Below are 14,178 nucleotides of genomic sequence, written 5' to 3' on the forward strand. Positions count from 1 at the left end.
TTTTATGGCCTGAAGGGTATCAGACGGTTTTGGTGGTGTTCACTGCAGCGCCTGGAGTCGGGCCTTCGGCAACGCCGAGGTCGTCTTCAGGGCGGGTTTCCAGAATGGCAGAGCCACCGGAAGCCAGCTCAGACTGCAGCTTGTCGGTGTCCAGCTCGCCGACCCACTTGGCAACCACAACGGTGGCAACAGCGTTACCGACCAGGTTGGTCAGGGCGCGGGCTTCGGACATGAAGCGGTCGATACCCAGAATCAGCGCCAGACCGGCTACCGGCAGATGGCCTACGGCCGACAGGGTCGCAGCCAGTACGATAAAGCCGCTACCGGTTACGCCGGCAGCACCTTTGGACGACAGCAGCAGTACCAGCAGCAGGGTGATCTGATGCGTGATGTCCATGTGCGTGTTGGTCGCCTGAGCGATGAACACGGCGGCCATGGTCAGGTAGATCGACGTACCGTCCAGGTTGAACGAGTAGCCCGTCGGGATAACCAGACCGACCACAGACTTCTTGGCACCCAGGCGCTCCATCTTGATCAGCATGCGCGGCAGGGCCGATTCCGAAGAAGAAGTACCCAGTACGATCAGCAGCTCTTCACGGATGTAGCGAATCAGCTTGAAGATGCTGAAGCCGTGAGCGCGGGCGATCGCGCCCAGTACAAACACGACGAACAGTGCGCAAGTGATGTAGAAGCAGATCATCAACTGACCCAGTTGCACCAGCGAGCTCACGCCGTAGGCACCGATGGTGAAGGCCATGGCACCGAACGCACCCAGCGGGGCCAGTTTCATGATCATGTTGATGATGTTGAACATCACGTGGGCGAAGCGATCGATGAAGTCCAGAACCGGCTTGCCGTAGGCACCCAGGCGATGCAGCGCGAAGCCGAAGATCACCGAGAACATCAGGACTTGCAGGATATCGCCGTTGGCAAACGCGCCGACGATGGTGTTCGGAATCACGTTAAGGATGAAGCCGACGATACTCTGGTCCTGACCGGCAGTGACGTAGGCAGCGATCTTCGAAGCGTCGAGCGTGCTGACGTCGATATTCATGCCGGCACCCGGCTGAACCACGTTGACCACGATCAGACCGATCAGCAGGGCGATGGTCGAAACGATCTCGAAATACAGCAGCGCATAACCGCCGGTCTTGCCGACCGACTTCATGCTCTGCATGCCAGCGATACCACTGACGACGGTACAGAAGATGATCGGGGCAATAACCATCTTGATCAGTTTGATGAACCCGTCACCCAGCGGTTTTAACGCCTTGCCGGTGTCCGGGTAGAAATGACCGATCAGGATACCGATGACAATCGCAACGATTACCTGAAAATAGAGGGATTTGTAGATGGGCTGACGAGTCGTCATTGCAGTTTTCCTCAAGGGCGTCGTCGGGCATCTTCACCTGATGCACGCGAGCCTATAAAGCGCTAACCCTCCTGCACTGGAGGGATTTGTTTTGTCGAGCTGCGCAAGGCAGGTCTCTGCCATGTAGATAGCAATACGCGTGCCATGGAGTCATTTTGATATCAAACCCCCGCATTACAAGGCGCACACTGGTAACGGTAGTCGGGATTCAACAGGAGAGGTGGCGGTTTTCCGCCGTATGATGGGAAAAATGGGCACACAGTGGCGGGTATCCGCCTTCTTTCGCCGGTGACGGTAGCGCTCGGTGACGCGCAGAGGTGTGACGCAGAGCGTCACGAACGGCATTCCCACGCCGGAGCGTGAGGAAGGATAGGTGTCCGGGTGAACACGATCGTCACTGCGCCAGAAAATGAATCCTGAACGCCGCGCCGCCCAATGGGGAATCGCCCAGCGTCAGTTGCGCGCCGTAGCTTTCGATGATGTCCTTGACCACCGCCAGGCCGATGCCTTGCCCGGGGTTCTGGCGGTCCAGCCGTTCGCCGCGTTCGAGAATGCGGGCACGCTGGCTCTGCGGGACGCCGGGGCCGTCGTCTTCGACGCACAGTTCATCGCCGGTCGTTGAACGCGTGAAGCTGACGCGCACTTCGCTCAGGCACAGCCGATAAGCGTTTTCCAGCAGGTTGCCGAGCATTTCCAGCAACGCGCCCTCTTCCATATGCACCTGGCAGTGCTCGGGCAGGTCCAGCGTGGTCTTCACCTGTTTGTCGCGATACACCTTGTCCAGCGTGTTGCACAGGCTTTCGACCACGGGTCGCAGCATCACGTGATGCCGCACCAGACCGCTCTTGCGCAGGCTGGCCCGCTGCAGTTGATAGCCGATCTGCTGGCTCATGCGTTCGATCTGCGATTGCAGCACCCACGCCTGCTCGACATCCTCGGGGCGCTTGGCGATGTTCTCGCTTACGCCCTGCAAGACCGCCAGCGGGGTTTTCAGGCTATGCGCCAGGTCGTCCAGAGAGTCGCGGTAACGAATCCGCTGCTCGCGCTCGCTGCGCAACAGGCGGTTGAGCGAGTCGGTCAGGCGCAGCAGTTCGCTGGGGTGTTCTTCGCTGAGGCTGTCGCGCACGCCGGCTTCCACCTGATCCAGTTCCTGGCTCAAGCCGCGCAAGGCCCGCAGCCCCCAGGTCAGGCCCATCCACAGCAACCCGAGCAGCACCGCCAGTGCTGCGCCAAAGCCCAGATAAAGCTTGCGGCGCAGGCCGTCGATGGTTTCCTGATAGCCGCGCAACGGCTGCACGGCAACGATACTGAATGCGGCATTGCGCCCGCCGAGCAGCCGGATCTCGACGTCATAGACGAAATACTCATCGCCATTGATTTCCTTGATCTTGGTGAACTCGCTGCCCTGCCCGTCGTATTGCGGGCGGTAGTCGATGTTCTCGCCTTCGGTCGACAACGAGCGCCAGACCATCTGCCCCTGGCGGTTATAGATGTAACCCAGCAGACGGCTACCGGGCAGATTGAATTGTTCGCCCGGCAGTACAGACGGCATCAACAGATGACCATCTTCGACGCGCGCGGCCGAAATCATGGTGGTGACATCGGAAGCCAGGCGTTGCTCGATCGCTCCGCGCAGCGCCAGGCTGAACGCTCCCTGCAGAGCAGGCAGCATCAGCAGCATGAAGATCACCGCCAGCGTGGCGGCGCCCAGCATCAGGCGCAGGCGAAGCGAACGAATCACGTACAGCGCTCATTGAACAGATAGCCCATGCCGCGCACGGTTTCGATAGGTTTGAAGGCCACGCTGCTGTCCAGTTTGCGACGCAGACGACCGACCAGCACTTCGATCACGTTCGGGTCGCGCTCGTCGTCATCAGGGTACAGCTGCTCCATCAGGCGCTCCTTGGGCACCACTTGCTGGTGATGGAGCATCAGGTACTCAAGAATGCGGTATTCGTAGGCCGTCAGCGCCAACGGCTGCTCGGCCAGTGCCGCGTGCTTGCGATTGAGGTCCAGCAACAGCGGGCCAGCCGTGATGGTTGACTGAATGAAGCCGCTGGAACGCCGTAACAAAGCGTTCAGCCGTGCCTCCAGCTCTTCGAACTGGAAGGGCTTGACTACGTAGTCGTCAGCCCCGGCCGCCAGGCCTTCGACCTTGTCCTGCCAATTGCCGCGCGCGGTCAGGATCAGGATCGGAAACGCCTTGCCTAGTGCGCGCAGCTGGCGAATCAGGTCCAGGCCGCCAATGCCCGGCAGGCCCAGGTCGATCACCGCCAGGTCGTGATTGAATTGCGCGACCTGATACAACGCCTCTTCAGCGTTGGCCACCGCTTCCACCACATGCCCGGCTTCGGTCAGACGGGTTCGCAGGTGGTGGCGCAGCAGCGCTTCATCCTCAACTACCAACAACTTCATGCAGCTCTCCCAGGCACAATCGCAGCCTCAAGACAAAGAATGAAACGACATCGTCGCATCAGTACTCAACAGGCGGGCGCTGACGGGCACGTGTTGTGTCACATCATAGCTGCCCAGCAGGATTTCGCGGCTGACAGGCGCACCATTGTGAGTGCCCGTCAGACTGCCGTAAACCGGTGGCGAATAAAGCGTCCCCACCGAGACGTTGGAATGCGCCTGCTCCCCGAGCGCGTGCCCCCAGCTGTTGGTATCGTCAAGCCTTTCGCTGGTCTTGCTGAACTCGATACGGGCCACGTCAAGCCGACCATCACCCGCCTGCACCGCAGCACTGCCACCCAGAAAAGCCAGGGCCAGGAAAAACTTGTTGAGATTCAACATATCGACTCCTTTTGCGCTCGGGGACGCTGTCAAGGTATGGGCCAACAGTAATCGCGCCGGGCTGAACCCCGACTGAACACTGCATGAACCGGCGCTGAACAGTCATCCACACCCTGTGCAGCAGAATCGGCTATGGTTATTTGCCAACTCAAACATCAACAAGGAGCTGACCATGCGTGTGTGGATTGCAATGATCATGATGGGTCTGACCGGCCTCGCCCAGGCGGCGATCAAGACCGAGCAGATCGATTACAAAAGTGCCGACGGCACCAAGCTGGTGGGCTATTACGCGTACGACGACGCGGTAAAAGGCCCGCGCCCTGGCGTCCTGGTGGTCCACGAATGGTGGGGCCTGAACGACTACGCCAAGCGCCGCGCCCGCGATCTGGCTGCACTGGGTTACAGCGCAATGGCCATCGACATGTACGGCGAAGGCAAAAACACCGAGCACCCGAAAGACGCGATGGCCTTCATGCAGGCCGCGCTGAAGGACAGCGATGCCGCCGACAAGCGCTTTGACGCCGGGCTGGAGCAATTGAAGAAGCAGCCACAGACCGATCCGAAGAAGATCGCAGCGATCGGTTACTGCTTCGGCGGCAAGATCGTGCTCGATGCGGCACGCCGCGGTGAACCGCTGCTGGGCGTGGTGAGCTTCCACGGCGCACTGGTCACCAACACCCCGGCGAAACCGGGCATCAAGGTGCCAATGCTGGTCGAACACGGCGCCAAGGACAGCATGGTCACCCCTGAAAACGTCACCGCATTCAAGAAGGAAATGGACGACGCCAAGGCCGACTACAAGTTCGTCAGCATCGACGGCGCCAAACACGGCTTCACCAACCCCGACGCCGACCGCCTGAGCCACGGCGAACACGGCGGCCCGGACATCGGCTACAGCAAATCCGCCGATGAGAGCTCCTGGGCGGACATGAAAGAGTTCTTCAAGAAGATATTTGGTTGACTGTCAGATGTTCCTTCTACACGGAGCGTCGGCACGATAGTCGGGATCATCGTTCCTCACGCTCCAGCGTGGGAATGCAGTGCTCGACGCTCTGCGTCGCAAAAGAGGACGCAGAGCGTCCAGAAAGGCATGCGACGCGGAGCGCCGCACGATAATTACGATCATCGTTCCTCACGCTCCAGCGTGGGAATGCAGTTCTCGACGCTCTGCGTCGTCAAGAGGAAGCAGAGCGTCCGGAACGGCATGACGACGCGGAGCGCCGCACGATAGTTGCGATCATCGTTCCGCACGCTCCAGCGTGGGAATGCAGTTCTCGACGCTCTGCGTCGCAAAAGAGGACGCAGAGCGTCCAGAAAGGCATACGACGCGGAGCGCCGCACGATAGTTGCGATCATCGTTCCGCACGCTCCAGCGTGGGAATGCAGGTCTCGACGCTCTGCGTCGCAACAATGCGTTAATACCAGCGCTGAATATCGATCAAACCGCGCTGCCCCTCATAATCGCGGGCGCTGGAGTATCTCCAGTGCTCACCGACATCCACATAACCTCTCTTTACCGGGTTATGGTGAATGTAATCGAGCTTCTGCCGCATCACCTTTTCATTCCACACAAGCTCGGCATGGGCTCCTTCCTGCCAGACCTGATAAACCCTGTCACTCTTGTGCAGGCGCTTGACGAACCGCAGACGCTCCAATGTGCTGTCGGCATTGGCGTTCTCAAGTGCTGCGATTATCTGTCGAGCCGTAAAAGACTTGAAACTACTCACACACTTGTCCAGAGCGGGCGCTTGGGCCACGAAGTGCAAATGGTTTTCCAGTACGACATACCCGAATAGCTGCAGTCCCTGATGAGCCTGTTGATAGCGCCAGGCATTGAACAGAATGTCTACCAGAACAGGCCGGGTAAAAAGCGGTAACCACTCCACCACTGTGCAGGTCAGGAAGTGAGGCTTTTCAGGTTCGGTGATGGTGTATCTGCTTCGACCCATGTGTTCATCCTTGAATCATCAGAGGCGCGAAAGGTACCTTCCGACCGAGTACGTGGAAATAATGAAAGTGTGACCAGTTTTTTTGCTCTGAATCGCCAAGAGGACGCAGAGCGTCCGGAAAGGCATGCGACGCGGAGCGACGCACGATAGTTGAGATGATCGTTCCTCACGCTCCAGCGTGGGAATGCAGGTCTCGACGCTCTGCGTCGTCAAGACGCGTAGCGTGCGGAAAGGCCTGCGACGCGGAGCGCCGCACGATAGTTGAGATGATCGTTCCGCACGCTCCAGCGTGGGAATGCAGGTCTCGACGCTCTGCGTCGCCGAGAGGACGCAGAGCGTCCAGAAAGGCCTGCGACGCGGAGCGCCGCACGATAGTTACTGCTAGTGCCCTTCCCTCCAACCCGTTCCCCCGGCAAAATGCCGCCCATGACTGAACTATCCCACCTCCCCATCTGCTGCCCGGAACTGATCCGGCATTGGCCGCTGCCACAAGCCTTGCCGGGAGCAGTACTGGTGAGTGGACATTTTGATCCGCTCAAGCTGGCAGACGGCGACTTTCAGCGTTGTGAGCTGCAAATGCCGGCGAGCATTCAGCGCTCGGTGGCCAAGCGTCAGACTGAATTTCTCGCCGGTCGTCTCTGCGCACGCGAAGCCATGCGTCAGCTCGATGGCCGTCTGCACGTTCCTGCAGTGGGCGAAGACCGCGCGCCGGTGTGGCCCTCGGATGTCTGCGGTTCGATCACTCACAGCACCGGCTGGGCCGCTGCCGTGGTTGCGCACAAGCAGCAGTGGCGCGGGTTGGGGCTGGACACGGAAAACCTGCTGAGCCATGACCGCGCCTCGCGGCTGGCCGGGGAAATTCTGACGGCGGCCGAGCTGGCAGAGATGGCGGCGGGTCCGGAAGATCAGATCGCACTGCGCGTGACCCTGACTTTTTCGATCAAGGAAGCGCTGTTCAAGGCGCTCTACCCCATCGTGCACAAGCGTTTCTATTTCGAAGACGCACAACTGCTGGAATGGTCCGCCGATGGCCACGCCCGGCTACAACTGCTGATCGACCTGTCCAGCGAGTGGCATGCGGGCAAGGAGCTGGACGGTCAGTTCAGTGTGCAGGACGATCACCTGTTGAGCCTGGTCGCCGTCGAAGGCTGATCAGCCGGGCAGCGGACAATGCTCGCAACGCCCAACCCACTCGACCCGATGACTCAAACAGCACACACGCCGTTGCCTGCGTGGTTCACCACCTCGCGCCTGCGGCACATAACGCACGGTCTGAAACAGAGGATTGGTGCGCCCGTCCGGCCTTTTCTTCTCGCTTAACAGCGCCAGCCCCGCAGCCAGCGACGCATCACTGCAGGTAGCCAGCTGCGCAAGGCAGCCTTCCAGATAATCCCCGGCGCTGCTCCACAACACAGCAGCCGACAGTCCGCCATAAGCGCTCAGAGAAGTAATGAAGGGCTGCAGATTGTCATCGAGCAATCCGGCAAAGCGCTGAAACGGATCAACCGCAATACCCCGCCAGACGCTTCCCTCCCCTGCCAGCCTGATGCCGCTCGGCACCCCACGCTCATCCAGCGCCAACGCCACTTGCTCCAGCTGTAACGGCCAATGCCAGTCATGCACCAGGCTGGCCACCAGCACCGGCGGAATCAGTTGCATGAAGTAAAACTTGGCCCACTGCGACACCAGCACCGGCAATTGATCGGGCATCAGTTGCGGCCCGTAAACAGTCAGCAGTATCTGATCAAGACGCTCGGGGCGCAGCAGATCAGGCAACGTCATCACCGGACGCGGATCATCCGCCGTCAGCAAGGTCCGCCCGAACCGCTCAAATGGCCCGGCAAACAAAGGCAAGCTCAACGCGGCACCTGCGTGCGCGGCCAGGTCAGGCTGAAGCATGCTCCGCCCAGGCTGACGCTGTGTCCGATCAGCGCGCGGCCTTCATGCCAATGGATGATCCGCCGCACGATCGACAGACCCAGCCCATGCCCGCCCGAGGCACGGGTGCGGCTGTCATCGATGCGCATGAACGGCGTGAAAATCTGTTCCCAAGCCTGCTCCGGCACGCCAGGACCATCGTCGTCCACGTCGATACGGCACTGCTGCGCTTCCAGCCGATAACTGATACGCACCTCGTTGTCGGCATGGCGCAGCGCATTGCTCACCAGGTTCTGCACGGCGCGATGCAGGTAGCGCGGCTCACCCTCGACCCAGGCAGCCTCGCCCTCTTCGGCCCTCAGGCATTCGCCCCGCGAAACCCGCACATCGGCACGCAATGGCGCCAGTTCGGCGATCACCTGATCGATCAGCGCATCCAGATCGACACGCTGGAAGTTCAAGGTCGGCGCGCCCTGCTCAAGACGCGCGTAGGTGAGCATTTCATCGACCAGCTTGTCGAGGTCCTGAATATCGCTGTCCATGCCACGCATGTATTTGCGCCGCGCCTCGGGAGTGGCGGCGTCGCTGACCATCTCCAGACCGAAACGCAGACGCGCCACCGGCGTGCGCAATTCGTGGGACACCGCGCGCACCAGTTCACGCTGGATCATCAGTGAGCGCTGCAGGTGTTCGGCCATGCTGTTGAACGCCGCCGCCACACGCCCCACCGAGTCGGAGCCTTCGGTCGGCACGCGGCTGTGCAGGCTGCCTTGGGCAATCTGCGTGGCCGCCGCTTCCAGCTCCAGCACCCGTCGCTCCAGACGCCGCACCAGCAAGTACACCACCAGACCGATCAGACACAGGCCCATCAAGGCGATCAGCAGCAGCCAATGCAGCGGATAGGGGTTCATCTGGTACAGCGGGCCGATTTCCAGCACCCAGTTGGTGTCGACGATCCCGGCCAGCACGCGGATCGAATCGCCGCCCTTGCCCAGCGCCATGACCGTATCGCCCTCATAGACGCGGCGGCGCTGGTCATCGTCCAGATCCGCCTGATCCAGCGCCAGCAGGTGCAGGTCGAAACCGAACCCCTTGTCGCTGCGCAGGGCCTGCAGGCGCGCCGGTTGCTCGTCGACTGGAAAGCGCACCAGTTCATCGATCAGCAGGTAAATAGTGGCTCTCGCCAGTTGTTCGGTGATCTGCTGCACTTCGCCGGTCAGCAACAGTGGCTCCTTGTCGCTCAACTGACGATAAACCCTGGCAGCGTGCGGCCCGATCTGTTCGACCACTACCTTGCCGCGCGCCAGTTGCCCCAGTGCGCTGCTGTCGAGGTGAGCCTGTTCAAGGGTTTGCAGACTCAGGGGAATGCCCAGCAGGCGCTCCCAGACTGCCAGGGCGCGGCGCCGTTCGATGCCGTCGAGGGGCAGCAGATTGTCGGCCATGATCGTAAAGGTGCCATGGGCCAGGCGCTCGCGGTACTGCTCGCCGCGCGACTGGTTGAGCACATGCAGGGCCAGCACGCCGAGCAGCGCGACCAGCACCAACACGCCCAGCACGCCACCGTAGATGCGCAGAAAGATCGAATTCATCAGGTCAGCCGCTGAACACGTGGCCGCTCATGTCCTGCGCCGCTTCGGGCACAAACAGATAGCCCTTGCTGCGCACGGTCTTGATCAGACGCGGATGAATGGGATCGTCGCCGATCTTCGGGCGGATACGCGAGATACGCACATCGATGGAGCGATCCTGCCCGTCGTACCCCACACCGCGCAGCGCGGTGAAAATCTCTTCGCGGGACAGCGTGCGCCCGGCGTTGGCCACCAGCAGCCACAGCAGGTCGAACTCGGCACCGGTCAGCTCGATGCTCTGCTCGCGAAGCCAGGCCTCACGCAGTGCGTTGTCCACCACCAACGGCCCGAACACCAGACGGCGCAGCTCGGCAGCCGGCACCTGCGGCGCTTCACTGCGGCGCAGCAGGGCTTTGATACGCGCCAACAGCACGCGCGGATGCACCGGTTTGCAGACGAAATCGTCGGCGCCGGTGTCGAGTCCTTCTATATGGTCGGTGTCGTCAGTGCGCGCGGTGAGCATCAGAATCGGCCCGTCGTAGCGGTCACGCACGCTGCGGCAGATGCTGAAACCGTCCTCGCCGGGCAGCATCAGGTCGAGAATCACCAGATCCGGCTGCTCGGCGATGATCCGCACCGCCGCCAGCGCGCCGTCGCCTTCGATGCTGACGCGCAGGCCGTGGTTCTGCAGGTAGTCGCTGGTCAGTTCGGCCAGTCGCTGGTCATCCTCGACGATCAATACGTGCCAGGTGTGTGGTTCCACAGCCATCTTTCCTTGTCGTTATCGACCGCTTTTGTTTTTGCAACGCAGGGGTTGCGGCATCGCGTCGCAGGCGAGTGTAGCAACCCTTGCGCGGATCACACGACACCGCAGGCGGCATAGCACATGACATGCCAGAACGGCCTTGCAGCTGCGTTTTTTTGTGATAGGGTTCGCGCCCTCAAAAATCAGCAGTGCATCGCCGGTGCCTACAGAAATCGGTGACAAACGGTCACGATCCAGTAGTTATGCGGCCTACACGCACGGTGTGCGATTCATACACAAACTACACACACTTTATCCACAAGCGGTGCGTTGCAATTCATGTCCAAAACGCATTATCTTGTAGCCCGGCGACCAGACACACCCTACATGTGGGGTTTTGAATAAAAACGCCAGCACAACTCAAATGGGAAATTCAAGCATTTTTGTTGCGTCTGAGGGGTTGAACTTCAAGCCAGTTTAGGCACCAAGACCCTCGCGTGTGAGCCAGAGCTATCCCGTACACGTTTTGCAACATCGAACACGCACTCTTGATCAGATTTTCGAAGGATCGGGCATAGCCCGGTCCTTTTTGGCTTCAAAACCTGGAAGCGGCGACAGACCCCGCTTTCACCTTCGTTTTGGAGCCCTTTGGTCGCCTTTTGCGACTGACTGCTCTAAACGAAATGGTGGGCAGCAATGCCCGAACAAACTTAAAGAACGTGGAGTCACACATGCAAACAGACACAACTCGCGAGAACTCGCCGACCGGCGCGCCGCAGCCAAGCCAGACCCAGCAGGATCTGTCTGCCACTGCCCCCGGTCAACTGCGCGTGATCAAGCGTAACGGTACTGTCGTTCCTTACACCGACGACAAGATCACCGTTGCCATCACCAAGGCGTTTCTTGCAGTTGAAGGCGGCAATGCTGCTGCCTCGTCGCGCATCCATGACACCGTTGCACGCCTGACCGAACAGGTCAGCGCCACGTTCAAGCGTCGCATGCCTTCGGGCGGCACCATCCACATCGAAGAAATCCAGGATCAGGTCGAACTGGCGCTGATGCGTGCCGGCGAGCAGAAAGTGGCTCGCGACTACGTCATCTACCGTGACTCGCGCGCCAAGGAGCGTGCCGTTCGTACACCCGAGGAGCAGGTCCAGGCTCACCCGTCGATCCGCATCACCCGCGCCGACGGCAGCTTTGCGCCGCTGGACATGGGTCGTCTGAACACCATCGTTACCGAAGCGTGCGAAGGCCTGGCTGAAGTCGACGCCGACCTGATCCAGACCGAAACCCTGAAAAACCTGTACGACGGCGTGGCGCTGAAAGACGTCAACACCGCACTGGTGATGACCGCCCGTACCCTGGTCGAGCGCGAGCCGAACTACTCGTTCGTCACCGCCCGCCTGCTGATGGACACCCTGCGCGCCGAAGGCCTGGGTTTCCTCGGTGTCGCCGACAGCGCCACCCACCACGAAATGGCCGACCTGTACGCCAAGGCGCTGCCTGCCTACGTCGCTGCCGGTATCAAGTTCGAACTGCTCAACCCTGTGCTGGCTGAATTCGACCTCGAAAAACTCGGCAAGGCGATCAACCACGAGCGCGACCAGCAGTTCACCTACCTGGGCCTGCAAACCCTGTACGACCGTTACTTCATCCACAAGGATGGCGTGCGTTTCGAGCTGCCGCAGATCTTCTTCATGCGCGTGGCCATGGGCCTGGCAATCGAAGAGAAAGCCCGTGAAGACCGCGCCATCGAGTTCTACAACCTGCTGTCGTCGTTCGACTACATGTCGTCGACCCCGACACTGTTCAACGCCGGTACCCTGCGTCCACAGCTGTCCAGCTGCTACCTGACCACCGTGCCGGATGACCTGTCGGGCATCTACCACGCGATCCACGACAACGCCATGCTGTCCAAATTCGCCGGCGGTCTGGGCAACGACTGGACACCGGTTCGTGCGCTGGGCTCGTACATCAAGGGCACCAACGGCAAGTCGCAAGGCGTCGTACCGTTCCTGAAAGTGGTCAACGACACCGCCGTTGCGGTCAACCAGGGCGGCAAGCGCAAGGGCGCGGTCTGTGCCTACCTGGAAACCTGGCACATGGACATCGAAGAGTTCATCGAGCTGCGCAAGAACACCGGTGATGACCGTCGTCGTACCCACGACATGAACACCGCCAACTGGATCCCTGACCTGTTCATGAAGCGTGTCTTCGATGACGGCCCGTGGACCCTGTTCTCGCCCTCCGAAGTACCGGACCTGCACGACCTGACCGGCAAGTCCTTCCAGGAGCGTTACGAGCACTACGAAGCGCTGACCGAATACCCAGGCAAGATCAAACTGTTCAAGACCATCCAGGCCAAGGATCTGTGGCGCAAGATGCTCTCGATGCTGTTCGAAACCGGCCACCCCTGGCTGACCTTCAAGGACCCGTGCAACCTGCGCAGCCCGCAGCAGCACGTGGGCGTGGTTCACAGCTCGAACCTGTGCACCGAGATCACCCTGAACACCAACAAGGACGAGATCGCGGTCTGCAACCTGGGCTCGATCAACCTGCCGAACCACATCGTCGACGGCAAGCTGGATACCGACAAGCTCAAGCGCACCGTCGATGTAGCCGTGCGCATGCTCGATAACGTGATCGACATCAACTACTACTCGGTACCGCAGGCCAAGAACTCCAACCTGCGCCACCGTCCGGTCGGCCTGGGCATCATGGGCTTCCAGGACGCGCTGTACCTGCAACATATCCCGTACGGTTCTGATGCTGCCGTGCAGTTCGCCGACACCTCCATGGAAGCGGTCAGCTACTACGCGATCCAGGCGTCCTGCGACCTGGCCGACGAGCGCGGTGCCTACGAGACGTTCCAGGGTTCGCTGTGGTCCAAGGGCATCCTGCCGCTGGATTCGCAACAGATCCTGATCGAACAGCGTGGCGAGAAGTACATCAGCGTCGACCTGAAGGAAACCCTGGACTGGGCGCCGGTACGTGCCCGTGTGCAGAAAGGTATCCGTAACTCGAACATCATGGCCATCGCACCGACCGCCACCATCGCCAACATCACTGGCGTGTCGCAGTCGATCGAACCGACCTATCAGAACCTGTATGTGAAATCGAACCTGTCCGGCGAATTCACCGTGATCAACCCGTACCTGGTTCGCGACCTCAAGGCCCGCGACCTGTGGGACTCGGTCATGATCAACGACCTGAAGTACTACGACGGTTCGGTACAGCAAATCGAGCGCATCCCGCAGGAGCTCAAGGAGCTTTACGCGACTGCCTTCGAAGTGGACACCAAGTGGATCGTCGATGCAGCAAGCCGTCGTCAGAAGTGGATCGACCAGGCTCAGTCGCTGAACCTGTACATCGCCGGCGCCTCGGGCAAGAAGCTCGACGTGACCTACCGCATGGCCTGGTACCGTGGTCTGAAAACCACCTACTACCTCCGTGCCCTGGCCGCGACCAGCACCGAGAAATCCACTGTCAACACCGGCAAGCTCAACGCAGTATCGAGCGGCGGCCACGGCCCGGACGACTCGGCGATCACCGCCCCGCGCCCAACCGAAGCAGCACCTGCCGGCCCGGCCCCAGTGCCAAAGGCTTGCGCAATCGACGAGCCGGATTGTGAGGCTTGCCAGTAAGGCAACCCGCCTCGCCCCCACAGGAGAAACACAACCCTGTGGGAGCGAGAGGCCAACAAGCCTGACGCTGTACCTGTAGGAGCGGACTTGTCCGCGAAGAGGCCGGCAAGGATACACATCCCCTTGCCACCCTCCTTCTCACCCAAAGGCCCCGAAAGCCAAAAATTCATGTTCCTTGCGCGCCACACCTGAAAAGCAAGCAACACACCCTCTAGATCCAACAGGCCAG

The 14,178-nt window shown here is 60.5% G+C and carries 11 protein-coding genes; 3 read left to right on the plus strand and 8 right to left on the minus strand.

Going from position 1 to position 14,178, the window contains the following annotated elements; genetic code table 11:
- Window positions 1–19: 19 nt before the first annotated feature.
- From AC54XV_RS19075 to AC54XV_RS19090, 4 genes are all read right to left on the minus strand, one after another.
- On the minus strand, window positions 20–1,372 hold the full coding sequence (locus tag AC54XV_RS19075) for a dicarboxylate/amino acid:cation symporter (RefSeq protein WP_003407743.1): 1,353 nt from the start codon (window positions 1,370–1,372) through the stop codon (window positions 20–22).
- A 394-nt stretch (window positions 1,373–1,766) separates the two neighbouring features.
- Entirely contained in the window at window positions 1,767–3,113 is a 1,347-nt protein-coding gene (locus AC54XV_RS19080; protein ID WP_496717127.1) for an ATP-binding protein, read from the minus strand.
- Entirely contained in the window at window positions 3,110–3,787 is a 678-nt protein-coding gene (locus AC54XV_RS19085) for a response regulator (protein WP_003314580.1), read from the minus strand. Before AC54XV_RS19085 ends, AC54XV_RS19080 begins: the two co-directional genes overlap by 4 nt.
- A gap of 27 nt (window positions 3,788–3,814) precedes the next feature.
- On the minus strand, window positions 3,815–4,165 hold the full coding sequence (locus tag AC54XV_RS19090) for a hypothetical protein (protein WP_003407754.1): 351 nt from the start codon (window positions 4,163–4,165) through the stop codon (window positions 3,815–3,817).
- Window positions 4,166–4,337: 172 nt separating this feature from the next.
- Between AC54XV_RS19090 and AC54XV_RS19095 the strand changes: the two genes are divergently transcribed.
- Complete coding sequence (locus tag AC54XV_RS19095; protein ID WP_003407755.1) at window positions 4,338–5,126, plus strand: dienelactone hydrolase family protein; 789 nt, start codon at window positions 4,338–4,340, stop codon at window positions 5,124–5,126.
- Between the two features lie 454 nt (window positions 5,127–5,580).
- Here AC54XV_RS19095 and AC54XV_RS19100 read toward each other — a convergent pair whose 3' ends face one another.
- On the minus strand, window positions 5,581–6,114 hold the full coding sequence (locus AC54XV_RS19100; RefSeq protein WP_011268600.1) for an REP-associated tyrosine transposase: 534 nt from the start codon (window positions 6,112–6,114) through the stop codon (window positions 5,581–5,583).
- Window positions 6,115–6,540: 426 nt separating this feature from the next.
- Between AC54XV_RS19100 and AC54XV_RS19105 the strand changes: the two genes are divergently transcribed.
- Entirely contained in the window at window positions 6,541–7,266 is a 726-nt protein-coding gene (locus tag AC54XV_RS19105; protein WP_197739785.1) for a 4'-phosphopantetheinyl transferase family protein, read from the plus strand.
- Here AC54XV_RS19105 and fhuF read toward each other — a convergent pair whose 3' ends face one another.
- Genes fhuF through AC54XV_RS19120 form a run of 3 tightly spaced genes read right to left on the minus strand, consistent with a single transcriptional unit; the run spans window position 7,267 to window position 10,329 of the window.
- Window positions 7,267–8,013: a siderophore-iron reductase FhuF gene (fhuF, locus tag AC54XV_RS19110; RefSeq protein WP_058399499.1), complete on the minus strand. Its 747-nt coding sequence runs from the start codon at window positions 8,011–8,013 to the stop codon at window positions 7,267–7,269. It abuts the gene before it with no gap.
- Complete coding sequence (locus tag AC54XV_RS19115; RefSeq protein WP_024650760.1) at window positions 7,971–9,581, minus strand: ATP-binding protein; 1,611 nt, start codon at window positions 9,579–9,581, stop codon at window positions 7,971–7,973. The genes fhuF and AC54XV_RS19115 overlap by 43 nt, the downstream gene beginning before the upstream one ends.
- Window positions 9,582–9,585: 4 nt before the next feature.
- Window positions 9,586–10,329 carry a response regulator gene (locus tag AC54XV_RS19120; RefSeq protein WP_024650759.1) on the minus strand — a complete coding sequence of 248 codons (744 nt, stop codon included), beginning with the start codon at window positions 10,327–10,329 and terminating at the stop codon, window positions 9,586–9,588.
- Between the two features lie 707 nt (window positions 10,330–11,036).
- Between AC54XV_RS19120 and AC54XV_RS19125 the strand changes: the two genes are divergently transcribed.
- Window positions 11,037–13,949 (plus strand): ribonucleoside-diphosphate reductase subunit alpha, encoded by a 2,913-nt coding sequence (locus AC54XV_RS19125; protein WP_496717128.1) that lies wholly within the window; start codon window positions 11,037–11,039, stop codon window positions 13,947–13,949.
- Window positions 13,950–14,178 lie beyond the last annotated feature (229 nt).

This window comes from Pseudomonas fragariae (ex Marin et al. 2024) (assembly GCF_059621105.1).

Bases quoted from the DNA above. Each gene is read 5' to 3' on its own strand.
- AC54XV_RS19075 (WP_003407743.1), bottom strand. From the start codon at position 1,372: ATGACGACTCGTCAGCCCATCTACAAATCCCTCTATTTTCAGGTAATC.
- AC54XV_RS19085 (WP_003314580.1), bottom strand. From the start codon at position 3,787: ATGAAGTTGTTGGTAGTTGAGGATGAAGCGCTGCTGCGCCACCACCTG.
- AC54XV_RS19090 (WP_003407754.1), bottom strand. From the start codon at position 4,165: ATGTTGAATCTCAACAAGTTTTTCCTGGCCCTGGCTTTTCTGGGTGGC.
- AC54XV_RS19095 (WP_003407755.1), top strand. From the start codon at position 4,338: ATGCGTGTGTGGATTGCAATGATCATGATGGGTCTGACCGGCCTCGCC.
- AC54XV_RS19100 (WP_011268600.1), bottom strand. From the start codon at position 6,114: ATGGGTCGAAGCAGATACACCATCACCGAACCTGAAAAGCCTCACTTC.
- AC54XV_RS19105 (WP_197739785.1), top strand. From the start codon at position 6,541: ATGACTGAACTATCCCACCTCCCCATCTGCTGCCCGGAACTGATCCGG.
- fhuF (WP_058399499.1), bottom strand. From the start codon at position 8,013: ATGCTTCAGCCTGACCTGGCCGCGCACGCAGGTGCCGCGTTGAGCTTG.
- AC54XV_RS19115 (WP_024650760.1), bottom strand. From the start codon at position 9,581: ATGAATTCGATCTTTCTGCGCATCTACGGTGGCGTGCTGGGCGTGTTG.
- AC54XV_RS19120 (WP_024650759.1), bottom strand. From the start codon at position 10,329: ATGGCTGTGGAACCACACACCTGGCACGTATTGATCGTCGAGGATGAC.
- AC54XV_RS19125 (WP_496717128.1), top strand. From the start codon at position 11,037: ATGCAAACAGACACAACTCGCGAGAACTCGCCGACCGGCGCGCCGCAG.